The 22218-nt window shown below is 33.8% G+C and carries 21 protein-coding genes and 1 other RNA gene; 6 read left to right on the top strand and 16 right to left on the bottom strand.

The window, feature by feature from the left end:
- Positions 1-637: 637 nt before the first annotated feature.
- Positions 638-1543, top strand: a complete 906-nt coding sequence (locus AA80_RS07590; RefSeq protein WP_103877191.1) for a tRNA dihydrouridine synthase — start codon at positions 638-640, stop codon at positions 1541-1543.
- 3 nt (positions 1544-1546) lie between these two features.
- On the opposite strand, the gene AA80_RS07585 is transcribed toward AA80_RS07590, so the two are convergent.
- The 6 genes from AA80_RS07585 to AA80_RS07560 form a co-directional block, all read right to left on the bottom strand.
- Positions 1547-1921, bottom strand: a complete 375-nt coding sequence (locus AA80_RS07585) for a flagellar protein FlaG (RefSeq protein ID WP_103877190.1) — start codon at positions 1919-1921, stop codon at positions 1547-1549.
- Between the two features lie 74 nt (positions 1922-1995).
- On the bottom strand, positions 1996-3021 hold the full coding sequence (gene queA / locus AA80_RS07580; RefSeq protein WP_103877189.1) for a tRNA preQ1(34) S-adenosylmethionine ribosyltransferase-isomerase QueA: 1026 nt from the start codon (positions 3019-3021) through the stop codon (positions 1996-1998).
- A complete protein-coding gene (locus tag AA80_RS07575; RefSeq protein ID WP_103877188.1) occupies positions 3014-4012 on the bottom strand; it encodes a PIN domain-containing protein in 999 nt (332 codons plus the stop codon). Before AA80_RS07575 ends, queA begins: the two co-directional genes overlap by 8 nt.
- 7 nt (positions 4013-4019) lie before the next feature.
- A complete protein-coding gene (gene tsaE, locus AA80_RS07570; protein ID WP_255396825.1) occupies positions 4020-4475 on the bottom strand; it encodes a tRNA (adenosine(37)-N6)-threonylcarbamoyltransferase complex ATPase subunit type 1 TsaE in 456 nt (151 codons plus the stop codon).
- Entirely contained in the window at positions 4475-5125 is a 651-nt protein-coding gene (locus AA80_RS07565) for an endonuclease III domain-containing protein (RefSeq protein WP_103877186.1), read from the bottom strand. Before AA80_RS07565 ends, tsaE begins: the two co-directional genes overlap by 1 nt.
- A gap of 10 nt (positions 5126-5135) precedes the next feature.
- A complete protein-coding gene (locus AA80_RS07560) occupies positions 5136-6098 on the bottom strand; it encodes a 2-hydroxyacid dehydrogenase (RefSeq protein ID WP_103877185.1) in 963 nt (320 codons plus the stop codon).
- Positions 6099-6537: 439 nt separating this feature from the next.
- On the opposite strand from AA80_RS07560, the gene AA80_RS07555 reads away from it, so the two are divergent.
- The 3 genes from AA80_RS07555 to AA80_RS07545 all read left to right on the top strand — a co-directional run bounded on the left by AA80_RS07555 (position 6538) and on the right by AA80_RS07545 (position 10367).
- Complete coding sequence (locus AA80_RS07555) at positions 6538-8100, top strand: dynamin family protein (protein WP_103877184.1); 1563 nt, start codon at positions 6538-6540, stop codon at positions 8098-8100.
- 69 nt (positions 8101-8169) lie between these two features.
- On the top strand, positions 8170-9990 hold the full coding sequence (lepA, locus tag AA80_RS07550; RefSeq protein ID WP_103877183.1) for a translation elongation factor 4: 1821 nt from the start codon (positions 8170-8172) through the stop codon (positions 9988-9990).
- Between the two features lie 17 nt (positions 9991-10007).
- Positions 10008-10367: a hypothetical protein gene (locus AA80_RS07545; protein ID WP_103877182.1), complete on the top strand. Its 360-nt coding sequence runs from the start codon at positions 10008-10010 to the stop codon at positions 10365-10367.
- Positions 10368-10400: 33 nt separating this feature from the next.
- On the opposite strand, the gene uvrB is transcribed toward AA80_RS07545, so the two are convergent.
- From uvrB to AA80_RS07495, 10 genes are all read right to left on the bottom strand, one after another.
- Positions 10401-12377: an excinuclease ABC subunit UvrB gene (gene uvrB, locus AA80_RS07540; RefSeq protein WP_103877181.1), complete on the bottom strand. Its 1977-nt coding sequence runs from the start codon at positions 12375-12377 to the stop codon at positions 10401-10403.
- Between the two features lie 45 nt (positions 12378-12422).
- Complete coding sequence (locus tag AA80_RS07535; RefSeq protein WP_103877180.1) at positions 12423-13646, bottom strand: hypothetical protein; 1224 nt, start codon at positions 13644-13646, stop codon at positions 12423-12425.
- Positions 13647-13666: 20 nt separating this feature from the next.
- The gene (locus AA80_RS07530) at positions 13667-14473 is read right to left on the bottom strand and encodes an ATP-binding cassette domain-containing protein (RefSeq protein WP_103877179.1); all 807 of its coding nucleotides are present in this window, start codon (positions 14471-14473) and stop codon (positions 13667-13669) included.
- On the bottom strand, positions 14464-15216 hold the full coding sequence (locus AA80_RS07525) for an energy-coupling factor ABC transporter ATP-binding protein (protein WP_103877178.1): 753 nt from the start codon (positions 15214-15216) through the stop codon (positions 14464-14466). Before AA80_RS07525 ends, AA80_RS07530 begins: the two co-directional genes overlap by 10 nt.
- Before the next feature lies 1 nt (position 15217).
- The gene (locus AA80_RS07520) at positions 15218-15892 is read right to left on the bottom strand and encodes a class I SAM-dependent methyltransferase (protein WP_103877192.1); all 675 of its coding nucleotides are present in this window, start codon (positions 15890-15892) and stop codon (positions 15218-15220) included.
- Positions 15893-15991: 99 nt separating this feature from the next.
- Positions 15992-16091: signal recognition particle sRNA small type (gene ffs, locus AA80_RS07515), an RNA gene on the bottom strand.
- 76 nt (positions 16092-16167) lie between these two features.
- Positions 16168-16992 (bottom strand): aldo/keto reductase, encoded by an 825-nt coding sequence (locus tag AA80_RS07510; RefSeq protein ID WP_103877177.1) that lies wholly within the window; start codon positions 16990-16992, stop codon positions 16168-16170.
- 3 nt (positions 16993-16995) lie between these two features.
- On the bottom strand, positions 16996-17586 hold the full coding sequence (locus AA80_RS07505) for a thymidine kinase (RefSeq protein WP_103877176.1): 591 nt from the start codon (positions 17584-17586) through the stop codon (positions 16996-16998).
- Positions 17587-17622: 36 nt separating this feature from the next.
- Positions 17623-18315, bottom strand: coding sequence for a hypothetical protein (locus tag AA80_RS07500; protein ID WP_103877175.1), 693 nt, complete (start codon positions 18313-18315; stop codon positions 17623-17625).
- A gap of 70 nt (positions 18316-18385) precedes the next feature.
- On the bottom strand, positions 18386-19432 hold the full coding sequence (locus AA80_RS07495) for a dipeptidase (protein WP_103877174.1): 1047 nt from the start codon (positions 19430-19432) through the stop codon (positions 18386-18388).
- A gap of 326 nt (positions 19433-19758) precedes the next feature.
- On the opposite strand from AA80_RS07495, the gene AA80_RS07490 reads away from it, so the two are divergent.
- The gene (locus tag AA80_RS07490) at positions 19759-20829 is read left to right on the top strand and encodes a LacI family DNA-binding transcriptional regulator (RefSeq protein WP_103877173.1); all 1071 of its coding nucleotides are present in this window, start codon (positions 19759-19761) and stop codon (positions 20827-20829) included.
- Positions 20830-20841: 12 nt separating this feature from the next.
- Entirely contained in the window at positions 20842-22107 is a 1266-nt protein-coding gene (locus AA80_RS07485; RefSeq protein ID WP_103877172.1) for an ABC transporter substrate-binding protein, read from the top strand.
- The last annotated feature ends 111 nt before the right edge of the window (positions 22108-22218 follow it).

The following is a 22218-nucleotide window of genomic DNA, read 5'->3' as shown; positions in this document are numbered from 1 at the left end:
CAAGGATATAAAGCGGTAAAGCAATCATTTGTATGCCAGTTCCTATTAAAGATACAAGTCTACCTATGGAGTACAGCAAAAAGTTTCTTTTTTGCTCATTTGTCATTAAAATTTCCTCCTGTTTTTATTCTTGTTATAGTGCTTTTATGAACCTTAAAAAATTTAGATTTAGCGCCCCTTCGCCCCGCTCCCCACCCATTTAAGGGTAAAAGTGTCTACCCCATTAGCCCCGCTCCCCACCCATTTGAGGACGGGTGAGTAGGATTTCCCACAGCCCACCCTTATTCTTTTGCTTTCACAGTTTTCTTATGTTTTCGAGATAAACCTGCCATAATTCTTCAGATAGTAAATCATAAGCCGTGGGATAAGATTCTACCTTTTTAATTTTTTTCTGTAAACTTCTCAACATTTTTATAACCTCCTTTAATAATTTTAAACTAATTTCAAATATTTCAGAAAAATTATACCAGAATAAATAAAAATTGTCAAGTAAAATAATAAATAATTCAATAATTTTTATGTTTTACTAAAAATTCTTGAAATTATACATTGTATGTAGATTTAAAATTAGTGTATATACCTGTTTAACGAAAAAAGCTAAAATAAATTAGGAATAAGATTCAGGAGGAGTAAGTGGATGTTAGAAAATCAAATCGGTTTAGCTCCTATGGCGGATTATACGGATTATCCTTTTAGAGAGATTTGCAGAAGATTTGGAACGGATTTTACTTTTACTGAAATGATTTCAGTAGATTCCATAATAAGGGAAAATGAAAAGGTTAAAAAAATGCTTCCCCAACAGGGTGAAAATAATATAGGTGTGCAACTTTTTGGCAACGACGCAACAAAATTCGTTGAAGCAGCTAAAGCTGTCCAAGGTTTAGCTAATTGGATCGATATAAACGCTGCTTGCCCTGTTAATAAAGTGGTGAAAAAAGGTTCAGGGGCGGCTTTATTGAAAAATCCAAAATTATTGGGAGATATCATTTTTGCTCTTAAAAAGAGTATTGATCTGCCCGTAGGGGTAAAGGTAAGATTAGGATACGATCAAATAAATATAGAAGAAGTGGCTCAAACAGTCCAAGAAGCAGGTTCTGATTATATTATTGTTCACGGTAGAACTAGGCCACAAATGTACAGTGGTATTGCGAATAGAGAAGTAATGAAAAGGTTAAAGAAGAAGATCCGTATTCCTTTAGGAGCAAGCGGTGATGTGTTCAGTAAAAAAGATATAGATGATTATTTATTGAAGTATGGTGCAGATTTTGTTTTAGTTGCAAGGGGTGCTATCGGTAACCCTTGGATATTCACAAAGAATAATTATAATCCAACTTTAGATGAGAGAATAGATACTTGTTTAGAACATTTGGAACTTATGATTGAATTCTATGGTTCAGAGGTTTACGCAGTAAAAAAATTCAGAAAAGTATTGATGAAATACTTTTCTGGTATTGAAGGCGCAAAGGAAGTAAGAAGAAATTTACATCTACTTTTATCTTATAACGATGTCGCCGAACTGATTAATAAAACATTAAAACATTAATAATTATGCTATTTCATCAAGTAATATCCCTTGAACATCGTTTAAGGCTTTGGCAAGTTTCACGGACACTTCAGGTGGTATCTGCCTTATAATTTGCTTGCTATCTTTATCTATAATTTTTACAACAATAATATCCAAATCCCTTTCTATTTCAAACTTTGCCTCTCCTTTGAATATTTTGGATAACTTTTTTAATCTATCTTCAATTATCTTAGTAACTTTGTCAAGTTCGTCTGGCATAACCTCTTCTTTTTGGATCGGCTGGTTTGAATTTTCAGGATTTCTTTGATTGGCACTCGCCATTTCAATGTGCTGTCTATTGGTTATAGGATTGTTAATCAAAAAGTCTTCTTTTCCCCCAATATTTGATATTCCCATATTATCACCCAACCTTCAAAGTTTTAGTCACTTTTTTATCGTCTAAGATTTAATAAACTTTAATATTAAAAAAATCAAATTATGAACATAGCATCTCCAAAAGAAAAGAACCTATATTTCTTTTCTTTAGCAATTTGATATGAGTTCATAATAAAATCTTGACCAGCAAATGCTGAAACTAGAAAAAGAAGTGAAGATTTCGGTAGATGAAAATTGGTGATCATGGCATCTATTATTTTAAATTCAAATGGTGGGTAAATATATAGATCTGTTTTACCTGCGAGTTTGTCAGGATTTCTGGCAATCGATTCGAGCGTTCTAACAACGGTTGTTCCTGTGGCTATGACCCTTTTACCTTCAGCTTTAGCTCTAACTATATCGCGAAGTACACTTTTTGGCACGGTATAATACTCTTCATGTATTTGGTGGTTCCTTATGTCTGCCTCTTTAACCGGTCTAAAGGTTCCTAAACCCACATGAAGAGTGATTTCAGCGAATCTAACACCGTAATCGGTGAGCTCTTCTATCAGTTCTTTGGTGAAATGCAAACCAGCGGTTGGTGCAGCCACAGCACCATCGTATTTTGCGTAGGTAGTTTGATATTTTTCAGGATCGTCTATCTGTTTCTTTATGTAGGGCGGTAAAGGGACTTCGCCAATTCTTGGCAATTTTGAAAAGAAGTTGGGATCGTCAAATTTTAAAATTCTAGAGCCGTCTTCTAAATGTTCTTCTACGGTGCAGGTTAAATTGTCTTCAAAGATAAGTTTGTTACCTTTTTTTATCTTTCCACCAGGCTTTACCAAGGCTTTCCATGTTTTATCGTTTCCATTTTTTTCTAAAAGTAAAACTTCAACTTTTGCACCTGTTTCCTTTTTGCCGTATAATCTTGCAGGAATAACCCTGGTATTATTTAAAACAAGCAAATCGCCAGGTCGTAAATAATTTTTTATATCCCTAAAAACTTTGTGTTCGATACTTTTTGTTTTTCTATTTAGTACCATCAACTTGCAGCTATCCCTTGGTTCAAGAGGTTCTTGGGCTATAAGGTCTTCAGGTAACTCGTAGTCATATTGCTCTAAGTCGAAACTTTGTTCACTCATCCATAAACCTCCGCAATTCCAGTAATTTGTCTTTATCAAACTGATATTCATTAAATTTATCCTGTGAAATCATGTAATAGCCAAGTCTATTACTCAAATGAACGATCAATTCATCTGCAGGTGATTCAAAGTAAATCCTCTTTTTTTCTGACAATTTCTTTAAAATATTCTTGTCTTCCTCGCTTTTTAAAACGTATTCAATGTTTCTATCGAATACTATTATTGCAGGAAAAAACGTTATATTTTCTATGTAGAGATTATCCAACAAATCAACCAATCTAAGTATACTATCTTGATCATTGTACCTTACAACGTTACTACCATCGATAATGACACCTTTGGTCGATCCTTTGCTCATAAGCCTATAATGGTAGTAAGATATATTTTTCAATTGAAGTTCAACCATCTGTTTTTCGTAAGGACCTAAACTCTTGAATATTTCTTTTATTTTCGTGTACAACGAGATCTTTGTATCGATAGGATCAATGCTTAAGATCTCGTCTATGAGGTCTTGTACAAAGGGAGTTTTCACATCTAAAGGTATGTATGTTATTAGTGCGTATAAGTCTATAAAATCCTTAAAATTCAGTCTTTTCAATATAACTTGAGGATTGTAAAACTCTACCCCATACTTTTTTAATTTTTCATTGTAACCGCCTGGCGGAAACTTATCTGGAAAAAGTAAAAATTTCAGGTTCTCAATCGTTTCTTCTTTTAATTTGTAGTAACTTCTTAAATCATTGAATCTATTTTCTTTTGGTTTTTTTAAAATGTGCATTATCAAAAATTGAAAATCGTTTATATGTTTTTTTGGTATTTTTAGTTCGGCGTCTTTTCCTAAAACTCTGTAAACCCAAAACATCTTCCTTTCGTTTAATTCTCGAGGCTTTCTGATAATGCTATGAGCCTTTTCAACTATTTTTCTTGCTTTTTGGCTATGTTCTTTGTAATCTTTTTCTGAGATAACGTTATAAATTCTTTGAATTGACACAAAACTACTACTCCTTTTCTATATTAGCCTCCATCTCTTTGTACTTTTCACCAAAGCCTTCGATTTTTACATCCCTATACTTAATATCTTCATTGTACGAAATATGGATCTCCAATCTTTCTTCGGGGGTTAAATAATCCAAGAAGTCTGCCCATTCAATTATATATATCCCCTTAGGATCCAAAAAGATATCCAAATATTCTATCTCTTGAGGATCGTTCAACCTATACAAATCAATGTGATATATTGTTGGATTTGTATTATATACCTTTACTAAAGAAAAAGTAGGGCTTGTCACATTTATAGGGCTTTTGCTCAAGCTGTTAACAATATACGATGTTAACGTTGTTTTCCCCGTTCCCAAATTGCCGAAAAGTAATAATTTTGCACCTGGAAAGATGTATTTAGAAATAGTCGTTCCAATTTTTTGGATTTGTTTAAGGTCAAGTTTGTTGTAAGATATTATAGGTTATTCACTCCCCAATTACATTTTTCTTTTAGAAAACACTCAGAGCATTTAGGCATCTTTTTACAGTAAACCTTTGAGTGCTTAACTATCAAGGCATGGTATTCGTTGTAAAGTTGAACGTCTTTTCTTAAGTTTTTCTCGAAGAAATTTTGAAACTCGTCGTATTCTTTGCCTGATATTAAACCTAATCGTGAAAACATTCTCTTTGTATAAGCATCTATCACAAAAACTGGCATTTCAAAAGCGTATAAAAGGATAGAATCAGCGGTTTCTTTCCCTATGCCTTTTATACTTAACAGTTCTTCCCTTAAAGAGGTTACACTTTTATCTTTAATCTTATCTATATCATAATTATATTTTTTTAACCATTCTAAGAAGTTTTTCAAACGTTTACTTTTGAGATTGTAAAAACCCGAAGATCTTATCAATTGAGCTAAATCTTTTTCTTTGATTTCAGATAGCTTTTGTGGTTCTAATAAATCACCTTGTTTCATATTTTCGATAGATTTTTCGACGTTATTCCAAGAAGTATTTTGGGTTAAAATAGCCCCCACAGTTACTTCAAACCAATTATCTGCGGGCCACCAATGCTGTGGACCATAATAATCGTAAAGACCCTTGTATATTTCATAAACTCTATTCAATATTTAATTTCTACCTCCATACTAGATGTTCAGGTGTTTCTCCTTCCAAAGCTTGTATTATATCTTTCGCTACCATCTGTGCCATTCGACTTCTTGTCTCGTGTGAAGCAGATCCAATGTGGGGTGTTAGTACTACGTTATCCAAATCTTTTAATCCAGGTGTTAACTGTGGTTCATTCTCATACACATCTAACGCCGCTCCTGCAATCTCTTTATTTTTTAATTTTTCGTATAACGCTTCTTCATCTATCACTGGACCTCTTGCCGTATTAATAATAAAGGCAGATTTCTTTAACAGCGATAATTTTTCTCTATCCAACATATGATGAGTCTCGTCAGTCAAAGGCACATGTAAACTCACATAATCAGAAGCCTTCAAAAGTTCATCCAACGGTAAATAAGTGGCGTTCAAAGCCTTTTCTTTTTCACTGGAAGGGCGATGACGTTGATAGTAATAAACCTTCATATTGAACCCTATTGCCCTTCTGGCAACCGCTTGGCCTATACTTCCAAATCCTATAATACCTAATGTTTTACCGTATACATCGGTTCCAAGAAACAATTCAGGCTTCCAACCATCAAAACTACCTTCTCTTGTAAAGGCATCAGATTCAACGATCCGCCTGGCAACAGCTAACATCAACGCCCAGGCTAAATCAGCGGTGGTTTCGGTCAATACATCAGGGGTGTTAGTTACATATATTCCAAACTCTTTTGCCTTTTGGATATCGATGTTGTTGTACCCAACAGCATAGTTTGAAACAATTTTTAATCTATCCTTACCTGCTTCTAACACTTCTTTATCAATTGGATCTGCCAACATCGTAATTAATGCGTCAGATTCTTTTGCTATTTCTTTTAGTTCTTCTTTGGTGAGTAGCTTATCCTTAGGATTAACCCAAATATCGTACTTACTTTTCAACAAATTAATACCAGTTTCCGGGATTTTGTAGGTTATTGAGACTTTTTTCATTTTTGAGCCTCCTAATTGGGATTCTGTATTTTTCGCAATTTACCCCTTGAACATTCTAGAATATTCATTTTAATTATATCATAATAAAAAAACAAGCAATAAATTTTGCTGCTTTGTGCAAAATGCTTTTTGCCGCTTTATGCAAAAGTTTTATTCGTAATTCTCTAAAAACTCTTTCCATATTCTCGTCTGCGAAGCAAAAGAGGTACCACGCAAATGAGGTATAACCTAAAGTTAAACAAAAAAACAGTTTAGTTTAACTTCCAACTAACTAATATTTACTTATTTAACCTAAAACAGAAAATGGTCTAAAAAAACGTCTGTCGACCTCCAATAAGGTAAAAAACCCAGGGGATCGACAGACATGTGTTAAGCAGTAAAAAATCAATGACATATGTAATATAATTAAGTTGAATTCAAAAATAAGAGGTGGGGTTTTATGGGTATACCTTTAGTTAGCGATAAATTCAAGAAAGAAGAATCACAGTTAAAAACCTTGTTGAACGAATATTCAGATATGATAGATAGAAATTCTTTTTTGGTGAAAGATAAAATTGATGAAGTAAAAAAAGAATTTGAAACACTTTTCAATTTCGTGGTCGTAGGTAAAGTTAAAGCTGGTAAAAGTAGCTTTTTGAATGCTTTACTTGGAATTAAAGAAGGAGAAGAAGATATCTTTGAGGTTGGGCCAGGACCTCAGACATCCAAAATAACAATTGTTCGAAAAGGTGAAGGTAACGTTGAAACAAAAGGTGACATAGTTACAATCTACAAAGATTTGGACTCTTTGGAAGGAATAGAAATAATAGATACCCCAGGAACGGACACAATAATGGAAAAACATGAAAAGATAACGAGAGATTTTTTGGAAAATAGTAATCTGATAATGTTTGTTTTTGACTCAAAAAATATTTATACAAAAAGCGATTGGGATTTAGTCGAAGAGATTATCAAGAATCTAAACAAAGATGTGATTTTTATTCTCTCCCAAAAGGATAGAGCTTCACAAGAAGAGATAGAAATGGCTAAAAAAGAACTTATAAATAGATGCAACAAAATAGATTTGAAAGATCCCAAAATCTTTTTAACCTCTGCTAAGCTAGAAATTGAGTCTAAAGATGATAGTGGGTTCCAACAGGTTAGAGATTACATTTTTAACGAAATAGGTAGTCATGATAAGAAAAGAATGAAGTTGAAAACAATCATAGGCAAAATTAGGCATTCCATTAACCTAAATAGCAAACTTTTAAATGAGAAAATTGGAGAATTGGAAGTTCGTAAGAGATATTATGAAAATGTTCAATTGTTTTTGCAAGAGAATCAATCTTTTTTGAATATAAGGTTGGAATCAATTAATGATTCTCTTACAAAATATTACTCAAGTAAGTTAACTGATTTGAAGAGTACGATCTTACAGTTTTATAAAACTCAGAAAAAAGTCAAAGAATTGGTCGAGCATGAGATTACTAAATTCAAAAAAGAGGTATCAAATACATTGGAAGAGAGAATAAAAAGAGAAATTTCGTATATTATAGGTGAAGAAAAAAGAAGAGTAGATAAATTTTTTGATAAGGAAGAAGTTATAGATAGATTAGGAAAGAATTCTTTCTTAAATGAAAAGTTAAAATCTGATGTTGATAAATTTTTTGATGATTTTCAAGGAGACTTAGAAAACGAAATCAATACAATTTTAGATAGTGCCTTTAAAACAGTAACATTTAAAAACAAAAGTTTGTTGAACAGGTTCTATATATTAGGAAGTGTTCAGAAGAGATTGGATAATGAAATTTCTAGTCAAATGAAGGCTTTAGAAAATACACTTAGAACTAATGTTGAATCTTTTTTAAATAGCTTAAAAGTTAAAATGCAAACAAGTATGTTTGAAAACTACGAAGCATTTAAAAAGGAGATTAATAAACTGGAGCATTTCAAAGATCTAAAGGGAAAAATTGATGAATACTCAAGACAATTGGAAGATATAGAGTTATCTATCAGTGACTAGCCTTTTTAGTTTGTCTTTTTTATGGTATAATATTTCTATATTTTTAGGTTTGTGGAGGTGCTTTCTTTTTTGTTTGATCCTAATTTTATTAGAAATATAGCAATAATTGCACATATTGATCATGGAAAAACAACTTTGATGGATAGAATACTGGAATTGACCCATTCCATAGACGAAAGAAACATGAGAGAACAGTATTTAGATTCAATGGACCTTGAAAGAGAGAAAGGAATTACTATCAAATCACATCCAGTCAAGGTTTTTTATACTGGAAAAGATGGAAATGAATATGAGTTGAACATTTTGGATACACCTGGGCATATTGATTTTACCTATGAAGTTTCAAGAAGTTTGGCTGCGTGTGAAGGAGCTATTTTACTGGTTGATGCCACTCAAGGCGTTCAAGCCCAAACGGTTACTAACACGTATTTGGCGTTAGAAAACAATTTGGAGATCATAGGTGCAGTAAACAAAATAGATCTTCCAACCGCAAATATAGATGAAACAATGTTGGAGATAAATGATTTGGTTGGTATAGAAGCCGATTCCATAGTCACGATTAGTGCAAAAACTGGAGAGGGTGTCGAAGATTTATTAGAACTGATTATTCAAAAGGTTCCTTCACCCCTTAGTAAAGGCAATACTTCAGACAAGTTGAAAGGTTTGATCTTCGATGCTAAGTACGATAAATACAAAGGGATCATCGTTTATTGTAGAATATTTGGTGGAAAGGTAAAAAAAGGCGATAAGATTAAATTAATGGCATCTAATGCGACCTATGAAGTTATCGAGGTCGGGATCTTTCACCCAGAGATGATCGAGACAGAGGATCTGTCTGCTGGCGAAATAGGTTATATAGTAGCAGGAATAAAAGATATTGAGCAAGCAAGAGTAGGAGATACAATTACTGATGCACTGAATCCCATAGAAAAACCTCTTCCAGGGTACAAAGAAGTAAAACCGATGGTCTATGCGGGACTTTATCCAGGCTTACCTGAGTATTATGAGGAATTAAGAAAGGCACTAGAAAAGTTGAAATTGAATGATGCTTCTCTTGTATTCACACCTGAAAGCTCCCCGGCTATGGGATACGGTTTTAGGGTAGGTTTTTTGGGTTTGCTTCACATGGATGTGGTTAAAGAACGTTTGCAAAGGGAGTTTGAGCTTGCCGTTATACTCACTGTTCCGAGCGTAATTTATAAGGCTAAGCTAAAAAATGGCGAAGAAATAGAAATTACAAATCCTTCAGAGTTTCCAGATGAAGATTTGATAGAGAAAGTTTACGAACCTTTTAGCAAGTTGGATATTATCACGCCGCCTAATTATATGGGAGATTTAATCAATCTTGCTCAAGTCGAAAAAAGAGGGAATTTTTCTCATGTGTCAAATGCAGGTAAGAATAGGGTGGTTTTACATTTTGAGATTCCTTTGGCTGATTTGATCTTCGATTTTTTCGATAAGATGAAGGCTATTAGCAAAGGTTATGCCTCTATGGATTACGAGATAACTGGATACAAAGAGTCTAATTTAGTGAAGTTAGAAATTTTAATAAATAGAGAGAAAGTTGATGCTTTATCTTACGTAGTTCATGAGAGTCAGAGTTATACACTTGCAAGAAAATTAGTGGATAAATTAAGGGATTTAATTCCCAGACATCAGTTCGAGATACCTATACAAGCATATTGTAAGGGTAAGATAATAGCGAGATCCACTATTAAAGCCTTAAGAAAAGATGTCCTTCAAAAGTGTTATGGTGGAGATGTGACGAGAAAGATGAAATTGCTAGAAAAGCAAAAAGAAGGTAAGAAAAGGATGAGAGAGATTGGCAGGGTCAATATTCCTCAAGAAGCCTTCCTGGCTTTGTTGAAGGTTAACGAAGATGAAGAATAAATTTGGAGGTGTCAAAGTTGGCAGGAGATTTCAAAGAAGAAAAGAGTAAGAGAACAAATATCTACAGAATAATCTTATGGATTGCCGGATTAACTTCTTTATTTGTGTTTACTCTGGTTATTAACCAACCATGGATTCTTTTTGCTATAACCATAGTAGCTCTTTTAAGTCAAGAGTGGTTGTTAGCATTTATTATTACTGGTATAAGAGGATCAGGCATTTTTGGGGTCATGGGAAATGTTGAAATGTTGTGGGTTACATTATGTATATTTTTTATATTCATTTGGGCTCTTTTCAGATTCTTCTTTGATACCGATAGATTTTTGAGAAAAAAGGTGAGAAGTATTCACGTAAATCAAAAAAAAGAAAAGGTGTAGAATTCCTACACCTTTTTAAATTGTTTTTTAGAGTCAATTTTGCTTTATGTTGTATTTTCTTTTTATCCTTTTGATCTCGTCTCGGTATCTTGCTGCTTCTTCGTATTTTAATTCGGAGGCTGCTTCGTACATTTTTTCTTCCAGTAAGGCTAAGTAGTCATCTGGAGAGAGATTTTCCTGTACGGTGAATATATAATCTTCTTCTTTTACCTCGTTATCTTTGAATGGTGCAAATATATCTTCCGGTAATTTTTTAATGATACTTCGGGGGATAATGTTGTTTTCTTTATTATATTGAATCTGTATTTCTCTTCTTCTATTCGTTTCGTCGATGGCGGTTTTCATAGCCTCCGTTATTCTGTCTGCGTATAGTAATACCTTTCCTTGAACGTTTCTTGCAGCCCTACCAATCGTTTGAATCAATGTTGTTTCAGATCTTAAAAATCCCTCTCTATCTGCATCCATTATGGCAACAAGAGAAACTTCCGGTAAATCTAGCCCTTCCCTTAGTAAGTTTACACCAACAACTACTTCAATTTCCCCGTTTCTTAGCTTTTTCACTACCTCTGACCTTTCAATTGTATCGAGTTCTGAGTGTAGATACAGTGATTTAATGCCCATTAGGTTCAAATGGTCCGAAAGAATTTCTGCATCTTTCTTCGTCAAAACCACCGCTAGAGCCCTTTCTCCTCTTTCTACGACCTCTTTTACTTCGGATATGAAATCGTCCACTTGACCTTCCGTAGATTTTACTTCAACCTTTGGATCCACAAGTCCTGTAGGTCTAATAATTTGTTCAACTATTTGGTCTGATACTTCCATTTCAAATGGACCTGGGGTAGCTGATACAAATATAATTTGATTGGTTCTTTCTAAAAACTCTTCGAATCTTAAAGGTCTGTTATCCAAGGCAGACGGTAGCCTAAATCCGTAGTCAACAAGGTTTTTCTTCCTCGCGTAATCTCCTCTGAACATTGCTCTTAACTGTGGAACGGCAATGTGGGATTCGTCGATAAAGGCAATAAAATCATCGTCGAAGTAATTCAAAAGAGTCCACGGAGGGTCTCCGGGATTTCTTCCATCGAAATACCTTGAATAATTTTCTATCCCTTTACAGTATCCTAATGTTTGAAGGAATTCTATATCTTGTCTTACCCTTTGTTCTATTCTTTGAGCTTCTAAAAGTTTTCCTTCCCTTTTAAAATATTCTATTTGGGTTTGCAGATCGGCATTTATTCTTTCAATAGCCGAAAAAATCTTTTCCTGACTGGTTACAAATTCTTTCGCTGGATAAATAGTAATTTTGTCAAATTCTTCTATTATAGTTCTGTTGAGTACGTCTATGGCTTCGATCTGTTCAACTTCGTTATCAAAAAAAGTTACTCTTATTCCAAAATCTTCGTAAGGAGGGAATATTTCTAAAACATCACCTTTCCATCTAAACGTCCCACCGAGAAAATCTTTTTCTTGCCTTGTGTATTGCATTTTCCCAAGTTTAACAAGGATTTCTCTTCTAGAATACTCTTCATTCACTCGCAAATAAAGGTTTATGTTTGAAAAGTCATCAGGGTTTCCCGAGGCATAAATAGCTGAGACACTGGAAACTACGATTACGTCTCTTCTTGTTAAAACTGATTTTAACGTCGAAAGCCTCATTTTGACTAAAATATCGTTTATGTCTGCATTTTTTTCTATGTATATGTCTCGAGAAGGGATGTAAGCTTCTGGTTGGTAGTAATCGTAATAACTTATAAAAAATTCTACTCTATTTTCTGGAAAAAACTCCTTGAATTCGTTATATAGTTGAACGGCTAAGATTTTATTCGGAGAGAGCACTAAAGTTGGTCTATTCACTTTTGCAATAATATTAGCCATTGTGTAGGTTTTACCAGATCCTGTTACACCTAATAAAGTTTGAAATCTATAATTTTTATTGATTCCAGAAGAGAGTTCTTCTATTGCCTTTGGTTGATCTCCTTGAGGTTCGTATTCTGATCGGATCGTAAACATAAAAAACACACCTCCATTAAACCTCTGCCCGTGATTCCAAATATATTAAAATCTAAATGTAACTCCAGCACTGATTTTGAAATCATTTGTCGATTCGATATTACCTATTTCTTCTATAGGAAATAAGAAATTGTATCCGGCCTCTAGATATAGCCCAAAGGTTTCGCTAAAATAATAATTATACTCGATAACTGGTGTGAGTTTAAAGTAAAGAGCCGATGCATCATCAGAAGCTGTAACACTTTTAAACCCTACTAAGATCCCAAACAAAAAAGTTGAATCCGTTTCTGATAGATAGTTAAGATAACCTAATTTGAAATCAATATCACCATCAATAGTATTTTCATCGAACAAAAACACAAAAGAGAATCCAGTGTATAAGTGTTCATAATCATCGATTCCTACTTCGAATCCTATACCGTTTTTTTTGAAACCTTCGTTCGCGTAAAATATTCTTGTGATGGTTCTTATAGGAGAGAGACTTGGATTTTCTAATACGTAAACATTTTGATCTTGGTAGTTGAAATTTTTAGGTGTTTCCAGTATTTTGAGTAAACTGTTATTATTCCAAACTTCTTCAGCTATTAATTTGCCACCGTGAAGGTCATAAAACTCTCCATTTAGTTCTTTACTGATTACAAATTCGAACATCATGCCCTTTCTTATTCCAACGTTTCTTCCTGCATCTATATGAACATAATTATTTTCTTTAGCTACAATGTTTGCCCTTATTTTAAAAAGTTTGTTCAGCTCTGTGGCGATAAACAAAGCAAGATTATTTGCAGCGGATCTTCTTGAATAGTATAATGTTTCAAAATTGCTGGTACTAGCATTTATATATGAGGTACCACTTGAAGTATGAAGTTTGGAATAGATATTTTCTCCAGTTGAAATTTTGACAACGTTGATCTTTGCTATTATACGGTACTCCCACCATGTTAACTCTTTGCTTCTTTCTAAGTTAGGAAAGCTTTCAAGTATTTGAATATAAACTAAAAAATCCATTTCTAGATTTTTCTTGATGTAATTTTCGTTTTTGAGCATTTCTCTAAGATTTTCTAATAGCAGATCATCTTTTGTTAATACCTTATACTTTCCTTGTTTTTCTAGATTATTTTTTAAATATTGTTCCACCAAGGAGCCAATACTGGAATTACCTTCTGTGTATATCAAGAAACTTCTTCTTAGATCGATAACCCGGCTCGACTGAGAAAAAAGCTGTAATAAAAAGATAGAAACAAAAATGGATAAGATAAGAATCTTTTTCATTTTTCATCATCCCCTCGATTTTAAATCGATGAAATTTTTTCAGCTAATTCCTTTTTCCCTGTTTTTATAGCACATTTATACAGTTGCATCTTTTCAGTTAATATTATACCAGCTTCCCACAGAGTATTTTCATCCAACAAAACAAAATCGTCAAAATTACCTTTAAAAGCTTCTTCTCCGTTTTTCAATAACAGTATTTTAGGTTTCAAACTGGCGAATTCGTCTATCCAGTGAGTTGATATTATTATGGTCTTTCCCAAGTTGTGAAGTTCTTTTATAAGGTTGAATATAGAAGTTTTTGTCAGGTAGTCTAATCCTACAGTGGGTTCATCAAAGATTATATAATCAGGGTTATAGGAGAGAACAGAGATAATCGCTACCTTTCTCATTTCTCCACCTGAGAGCTCAAATGGATTTTTTTCAAGGTATGATTCGGGTAACTTTACCAATTCTAAATAGTACTTTAGTAAATCCTCACTTAGTTGAACCCCAAAATTTTTTGGTGCAAACATTATTTCTTCTTTGATGGTAGGAAGAAAAAATTGGGATTCAGGGTATTGAAAAACAATGCCAATTTTCTTTCTGATATCTTTTATGTTGACCTGTTTGTCTTTTGTGGATAATCCTTCAACTGATAAACTTCCTTGTTGAGGAGTTAGTAATCCGTTCATTAAACTTATCAATGTAGTTTTTCCGGATCCTGTATGTCCCACAAATAACCACAAATCCCCTTTTTTAATTTCCAGATTTATATTTGTTAGGCCTGTCTTTTGAAAAGGTGTATTCAATGCGTAAGTAAAACTTACATCTTCAAGTATTATCGACATATTTCATCAACCAACTTTTTTAAATCGGTATTGAATACTCTTTTTATTTTTTCATTGAAAGGTAGCTCTGATTGGATAACTTTATTCTTGTAAAATTGATCTTTTTCCCCTTCATAAACAATCTCTCCATCGTTGAGAGCAATGATTTTGTCTACATATTCCAGGTCAGAAGAATGATGAGAAGCTATTATAATTGTTTCTCCTATTTCCCTGAGATTGTGTATAACTTTGTAGATTTCATTTCGACCTTTTGGATCTAACATTGAAGTAGGTTCATCCATGAGTATAATCTCAGGTTCCATAGCAAGGATGGATGCTATTGCAAGTCTTTGTTTCTGCCCTCCAGATAATGCATTTGGGTCTGCGTGGTTCAAGCCCTCTAACCCTACTGTTGAAAGGGCCCACTCGATCTTTTCAAGCATCTTTTCCCTTGGGACCCCTATGTTTTCCAACCCAAAAGCCACATCCTCTTCAACCGTGACCCCTATAATTTGATTTTCGGGGTTTTGAAAAATATAACCTACATTCATTCTATTACTTTCATCCAATTTTTGATCTTTGATAATTACTTCTCCCTCTTGAGGAGATAAGATACCACATAGAAGCTTTAGAAGCGTAGATTTCCCGCTTCCATTACTTCCAACTAAACCGATAAACTCACCTTTCTTAACGTCTAAATTTATATTTGTTAGTACTTTTTTTTCATAATAACTGAAAGAAAGATTTTTGCATCCAAAAAACATCTTAGACCCTCTTTATCGAAAGATAAACTCTAAAACCACCGGATTTTTCTAACTCTTTTACATTACCAAAAATTTGTTTCATATAATCTTCTAGGCTTTTTCCGCCTTTATTGTGGTAAGCCACTAAATATATCCTTCCATTCTCATTTAAGTGAAGATATGATTCTTCGATTAGTTCATGTAATACTTCTTTACCTGCAACTATTGGAGGGTTAGTGACAATAACATCGAAGTATTCACCTTCCCATGGTTTGAATAGATTTCCTTGTTTGATAACAGCGTTCACATTGTTGTTTTTGGCGTTTATTTTAGAAAAATCAACGGCTCTGTTGTTTATGTCACTCATGTACAGATCAATGTCAGGAAACTCTCTTTTTAAGGATATACCAATTGCACCATATCCGCATCCCATGTCTAAAACTTTTTCATTTGTTAGTTGAACTTTTTCAATCAATAAAATGCTTGCTCTATCAATCCTTTTCTTTCCATATACTCCAGATGGGGCTTTAAATAGATACTTATGCCCATTTCTCAAATTTAAAACTAACTCCTTTACAGTTAATTCTGACGTTGGATTTTCGCTGTAGTAATGCTCAAAAGAAGGAGTTTTTTTAATTTCTTTTTCTTTAGGCTTCAGATCGTTATTAACTTTTTTGATTACCTCGTCAACTTTCATAAATCCGATGTCTTCTGGGCCGTATACTTGAATATCTTCATATTCGTTTTTATTTTTCTTTCGTCGAGTCAATTTGTTCGTGCCTCCAAAATTATTAAAGATGGCCGGGTTTCCCTGCTGCACATAGAAATCTCCGCTTATGGCTGCTCCCTTCCGGGCCTGACCAGTTTCACGGGTTCCTATTGCGCAGGACCCAGCCTCCTGTAATGATGCTTTCATATTATAGCACTTCATTGTTGAAAAATCAATTAATCTTTTTAAAACCTATGTTACTCTTAAAAATCATCGGGATTTGCTCCAAATCTTTTATTCTGGTCTAAATTGTCTATTATATTCATTTCTTCTTCTGTTAGTTCAAAATCGAAAATATCGGCATTTTCTTTTATTCTTTCTTTGTGTACAGATTTGGGAATAGTTACCACACCATGTTGTAAGTCCCATCTTAATACTATTTGTGCAGGAGTTTTTTTGTACTTTTTTGCTATATCAATTAACTGAGGTATGTCTAGAACTCTTCCCCTCATTAAAGGACTCCAAGCCTCAAGTCGTATTTTGTTTTTTTGACAAAAATCCAGAAGATCTCTTTGCAATAAGTATGGATGAAATTCTACTTGATTAACCATAGGTGTAATTTCACAGTTGTTTATTATATCTTGAAGATGATGAATTAAAAAGTTACTCACACCTATAGCCCTTACTCTACCTTCTTTATACAACTTTTCAAGAGCTTCCCATGTTTCTAAGTATTTTCCACTTACAGGCCAGTGTATTAAATATAAATCTAAATAATCTGTTCCCAATCTTTTTAAGGAATTCTCAAAAGAGTTTAAAGTACTTTCAAAACCTTGATTCGTATTCCATACTTTGGAGGTTATAAAAATTTTATTTCTTGGTATTTTACTTTGTCTAATGGCTTTACCTATCTCTTCTTCGTTTTCGTACATTTCAGCGGTATCTATCAACCTATATCCTATACTTAAAGCGTGCTTTACACCCTCTATCAATTCATCTCCATGGGCTTTGTATGTCCCATAACCCAACCAAGGAATTTTCACTTTGTTCGCTAATTCAACTTTGTCATAGATACTTGTAATTCGCATAGATCAACCCCCTTGATTCTGTGATTTGTTTTGATTCTGTTTGTTTTTATTCAACTCTAAGTAGCAATCTCTACATACAGCGATATATTTTTCAAATCCGCCAACATCGATTTCTCCACCGTTTTCCACAGTTTTGTAAGTCATTGTACCCCTGTATTCTCCACATTCATGACAGACCGCTTTCTTTTTAATCACAGTGTCCGCATGAGACATTAAAAGCGAAGTAACTTTGAAAGGATTATTTTTATAACTCAAATCCAGACCTGCACAATAAACATCCTTACCAGAATTGATCATCTCGACAACCACTTCTCTAAGTGTTTCGTCTAAAAACTGAATTTCATCTATAAAAATCGCCTTTTCGTCTCCATCAAGTCGAGGCAGAATTTCAGCAGAATTATTGATGGGAATGGCTTTAACGGATGTATTTGAATGAGATACAATAGAAGTTTCGTTATATCTGTTATCTAGTAAAGGTTTAAAAACTTTTATCTTCTTTTTCCCAAGGGTGTAAATTTCAATGAAAGAGATTAATTCAGAAGTTTTGCCAGAATACATTGGTCCTACAATTACTACTAAATTACCTGTAGCCATATTAAAGTTTCACATCCCTTTTTCTGTAAGTTTTGATTAAAATCTTTCGGATAATAGTTGATCAATTTCATTTAAAGACTCTTTCCACAATGTTTCTACTCCAAAATCATTCAGAATATCCAAAGAAGGGGTTCTAAATATAAAATAGTCCTTGTAATTGAATCTTCCCATGGAAACAACGTAAAGAACATACGAAGCAACGGCTTTGATAGGATACCACTTGTATAAGAATAAAAAGTTTTTCAAAAAAATTTCATACAAACTTTTGATATTTACATCTTCTACCTCGTAATAGTAGTAAAGCACTTCATCGAAAATCCTCATAAATCTAGCTGGTAATTTATTAGGGAAAAAATGCTTGTCTAACCTGAAAATGGTGGTGTTCCATTCTTTTTTTAATAAAGCTGCGTCGATCAAAGTTTCTACTTTGGTATGTGATTTGCCGGTATTTCTTTCTATAATATTTATTCGCGGATGTAATTTCAGATCAAGATAAGAATGTAAGTATAAACCTAAAGCATACTCAGGGCTTTCCTTTTGAATTTCTTTTATAAGCCTTGTTAAATCAACATTATGCAAAGTCTCACCAATAATGTGATATTTGGGATCAGAAATATTGTAATAAAAAATATCTGGACCCATCAGTCCAAGGTTAAACATTTTCACATTTTTTAAACTCTCTGGAAAAATCTTGTGACCGAAGATAATGTGTGTTAAATATCCTGGCATCTGTTATCTCCCTCAAATAGACTCTCTTTTTTATTTTATCATATTTTTGGAATTTATTACGTTAATAATTTTAATCAATTAGTACTTTTTTATACACACGTAAAAAGTTTTCTCCCAATATCTTCTTTATGTCTTCTTCACCGTATCCCCTTTGCAGTAGTTTCTCAACGAGTAATACTATGTTTGAATGGTTATTTAAAACTTGAAAAGATGGAGATGGATTTAGTTCATTAACAAACTGGGGATTGAATTTTTTTAGATGCTCACAGAAATCAAAACCCAAACCTACATACTCAATGCCCACTAAATTTACAATGTGATCTATATGTTTAACCAAATCGCCAACGTTGGCTTTTTCTGGATCTTTGGCAACGATTTTGTTCAAGGCATTTATTCCTATTACCCCGTCGGTATCTGCTATAGCCTTTATTTGTGGATCAGAGAGATTTCTTTCTAAGTTTACTATCTTTCTACAATTAGAATGGGAAGCTATTATAGGTCCCTTAGTAATCTCAATAACTTGCCAAAATCCTTTGTCGTTCAAATGGCTAACATCTATTATCATTCCTAGACTTTGAACTTTTTTGACTAAATCTTTTCCAAAATCAGATAAACCGTTAGAATTTTTCTTTGGATCTGGCGGTAAAAACTTACTTCCATCACCTGCAAAGTTCCTTCTGCTCCAGGTTAATCCTACAAATCTCACACCTAAACGGTAAAAGATATCGAGTAAATCTAAATCGTTGTTTAAGGGCTCGACACCTTCAAAAGATAAAAATATTCCGATTTTATTATTTTCTTTTGCTTTAATCATATCTTCGTATGATTTACATAACATTAAATAATCGCTTGATTCTTCTAATTCCTGGTAAAGTGAGCTAATTTGATCTAAAGCCTCTCTTAATGAGATTTCAGGGGTTAAAAAACTTTCGATAAACAAAGAGGAAACTACGGCATTTAATCCACCTTTGCGAAAATTGTCGAGATGATCGTTTTCTATAACTTTGTGAATTCCAAATTTCCTTTGATTTGCTACATCCATTAGTAAATCAAAGTGTGCATCGATTACAAGACTTTCTTCTAGGATCTTATGAGCTTGTTCTTTGAAGTTAGTCAAAATATTTCCTCCTCAATTTTTTGTTATTTTTTGGACTTAGGAACTCTAAAACATTGTATATAGCGCCCTTTCGCCCCGCAGCCCACCCATAAGGAAAAAGTTCTTATTTTCTTTGCGTCCTAATCCACTTTGAAGGTTGGCAGGTTTTTTAATTATACTATTATTGTGATATTTTTTTCTAATTCTTCAAAAAACGGAGAAAAATCTATCTAATCGCAAATAATTACCTCTAAATGGATCTAGTTGCCGTTAATCGGATTTTGTTTATTTAAAATGTATTGGTATAATATGTCTAGACATGTACGTACCTAAGGAGAAAAAAGAATATGAATAGCAAACCAAAATACGAAAAAATAAAGGAGTTTTTGATAACAAATATTGAAAACGAAACATATCAACCTGATGAACAGATACCATCAGAAAAGGCCTTAGCCAAGGAATTTAAAGTAAGTAGAGAAACTGTTAGAAAAGCACTCGATAAATTAGTTTTTGAAGGTTATCTTTATCGGATTCAGGGCTTGGGGACGTTTGTCTCCCCTATAAAAGGGTCATTTTCAAATTCAATGCAAGAAAGAAACAAGATAGGTGTTGTTCTTCCTATTTCACATGAATATTTGTCTTTTGAGATATTGGCGGGGATTGAAAAGGCTTATCACAACACAGAATATGAACCTTTCGTTCAGTTCATAGATTCTAATTCTGCTATAACAAAATTAAAAATGAAATATATTCTCTCTTCTAACCCTAAAGGATATATAATCCTTCCCACAAAAGAATTAGTAGAAGATGAAATTTTCAAAAGGTTATTAAAAAAAGAGGTTCCTATGGTTTTTGTGGATAAAACAGTTAACAATATTAGAAAACCACTCGTTCAGTCTGATAATTACTTAGGTGCATATAACTTGACAAAAGAGCTTATTCAAAATTCAACAGTAAAAACTACAATGTTTTTCTCTGAAGAAGATTTTTCTATTAGCTCCGTGAAAGAAAGATATAACGGAATGTTCGATGCATGTAAAGAGCATAATATTCCTGTTTATAGCGAAATAGTTGGGAAAAATGAGATAGACAGGGCTATAGATAAATGTTTGAAGAACCATGTAGATACGATATTTTGTTGTAACGATATTGTAGCCGTAAGTACTTTGACAGCGTTGCAAGTAAGAGGTCTTTCAGTACCTGAAAAAATGAAATTATATGGATTTGATGATAGACCGATAGCGCAAAGTATATTTCCAAGTCTCACCACTGTACGGCAACCTTTACGAAATATGGGTGAGGTCGCGGCAAAATATTTAGTTTCAATCATCCAGGGTGAAAATAATAGTGAGGATTTCAAAATTACTTTGCCGGTTGAACTTGTATGGCGAGATTCAACCGGCCAAAAAATCAAGTGAGGAGGGATCAAGATGAGTAGGAAGATTTTAGTAAGTTTTGTGTTATTTGTTATTATTTTTTCAAGTATGGCTTTAGCAGTGGAAAAAGTCGTTTTAACTGGAACATTTGCTGCTCCTGCGGATAGGTGGCATGAGTTGATTTCAGTAGCTTTAGAAGAGTTGAACAAAAGACATCCAGATATGGATATCACGATGGATTACGAAGTGCTTCCCTACGGTGATGCAAGGTCTAAACTTATCACTCTAACTGCGGGGAAAACTCCGAGAGACCTAGTTTCAGTCGATCAAATATGGTTGGGAGAGTTAGCACAATCGGGTTTTCTAAAAGATATCACAAAAGAAGTTAACTCTTGGGGAAGAATTGGTGAATTTTATCCTGCAAACGTAGACGGTTCAAAATTTGATGGCAAGTTTTACGGTATCTGGACTTGGACAGACGCACGGGTAACTTGGTATTGGAAAGATTTGTTAGAAGAAGCAGGCGTAGATCCCGAAATGCTGAAAACTTGGGATGGATACATCGAGGCCTATAAGAAATTAGCTCCTGTTACTATGAAAAAGGGTATATTACCGATGCATTTGGTTGGTGCTGGTCATTCGCCTGATATGTGGTTTCCATATCTATGGATGAATGGTGGAGAAATTCTCGAACAGAAAGATGGGGAGTATTACCCAGCTTTTTATAGCGAGGAAGGGGTAAAGGCACTAGCTTTCTTGAGAGATCAGGTAGAGGCAGGTATAAGGCCACAAGTACAGCATCGATGGGGTCAAGAATTTGCTGATAAGAGATTTGCCGTAATGATTGAAGGAAGTTGGTTGTTAGGGAAATTCCCCGAAGGATTTGATTTTAATCAAATTGGTATGATACCAGGATTTCCAGTTCCTGAAGAGGGTATGAAAAGTTCGACGATGATGGGTGGTTGGTTGTTGGCTATTCCTTCAACATCTGAACATCCCGAGTTAGCTTGGGAATTGATGACTATAATGCTAGATCCAGAAGTTTTAACTCCTGTCTTGGCTAAATACGTTTACTTGCCCACTCAAAAAACCATAGCCGAACAAGATCCTTACAAATCGATTCTTGAAAATGAGATACCCTTCTTCGAAGATCTTATGAAAGCGGTTGCGATTGGAAAAGGAAGACCTAATATTCCTGAATATCCACAAATAGCCGAGACATTGCGAATAGCAATAGAAGAAGTCTATTATGGCGTAAAAACTCCGAAAGATGCCTTGAAAGATGCCTCAAAGAAGGTTGAAGAAATTTTGATTTTCTAAGGGAATTTCGAAAAGTAAAAATTTAACAGAGCAGACCTCCTTCTTTAAAGGAGGCTGCTTTTAGTAAGAGATAAACATTTTAGAACATAAAAAGATTTTCAAAAATAAGAT

Source organism: Petrotoga sibirica DSM 13575 (assembly GCF_002924625.1).
GTDB classification, from domain to species: domain Bacteria; phylum Thermotogota; class Thermotogae; order Petrotogales; family Petrotogaceae; genus Petrotoga; species Petrotoga sibirica.
Note: the sequence above shows the minus strand (reverse complement) of the source record. Positions and strands in the feature narration are given on the sequence as shown.

Bases quoted from the DNA above. Each gene is read 5' to 3' on its own strand.
- AA80_RS07560 (WP_103877185.1), bottom strand. From the start codon at position 6,098: ATGAAAAAAGTCTCAATAACCTACAAAATCCCGGAAACTGGTATTAAT.
- queA (WP_103877189.1), bottom strand. From the start codon at position 3,021: ATGAGTGAACAAAGTTTCGACTTAGAGCAATATGACTACGAGTTACCT.
- AA80_RS07525 (WP_103877178.1), bottom strand. From the start codon at position 15,216: ATGTTTTTTGGATGCAAAAATCTTTCTTTCAGTTATTATGAAAAAAAA.
- AA80_RS07535 (WP_103877180.1), bottom strand. From the start codon at position 13,646: ATGAAAAAGATTCTTATCTTATCCATTTTTGTTTCTATCTTTTTATTA.
- uvrB (WP_103877181.1), bottom strand. From the start codon at position 12,377: ATGTTTACGATCCGATCAGAATACGAACCTCAAGGAGATCAACCAAAG.
- AA80_RS07510 (WP_103877177.1), bottom strand. From the start codon at position 16,992: ATGCGAATTACAAGTATCTATGACAAAGTTGAATTAGCGAACAAAGTG.
- AA80_RS07590 (WP_103877191.1), top strand. From the start codon at position 638: ATGTTAGAAAATCAAATCGGTTTAGCTCCTATGGCGGATTATACGGAT.
- AA80_RS07520 (WP_103877192.1), bottom strand. From the start codon at position 15,892: ATGAAAGTTGACGAGGTAATCAAAAAAGTTAATAACGATCTGAAGCCT.
- AA80_RS07505 (WP_103877176.1), bottom strand. From the start codon at position 17,586: ATGGCTACAGGTAATTTAGTAGTAATTGTAGGACCAATGTATTCTGGC.
- AA80_RS07585 (WP_103877190.1), bottom strand. From the start codon at position 1,921: ATGGGAATATCAAATATTGGGGGAAAAGAAGACTTTTTGATTAACAAT.
- AA80_RS07490 (WP_103877173.1), top strand. From the start codon at position 19,759: ATGAATAGCAAACCAAAATACGAAAAAATAAAGGAGTTTTTGATAACA.
- AA80_RS07530 (WP_103877179.1), bottom strand. From the start codon at position 14,473: ATGTCGATAATACTTGAAGATGTAAGTTTTACTTACGCATTGAATACA.
- AA80_RS07555 (WP_103877184.1), top strand. From the start codon at position 6,538: ATGGGTATACCTTTAGTTAGCGATAAATTCAAGAAAGAAGAATCACAG.
- AA80_RS07485 (WP_103877172.1), top strand. From the start codon at position 20,842: ATGAGTAGGAAGATTTTAGTAAGTTTTGTGTTATTTGTTATTATTTTT.
- AA80_RS07500 (WP_103877175.1), bottom strand. From the start codon at position 18,315: ATGCCAGGATATTTAACACACATTATCTTCGGTCACAAGATTTTTCCA.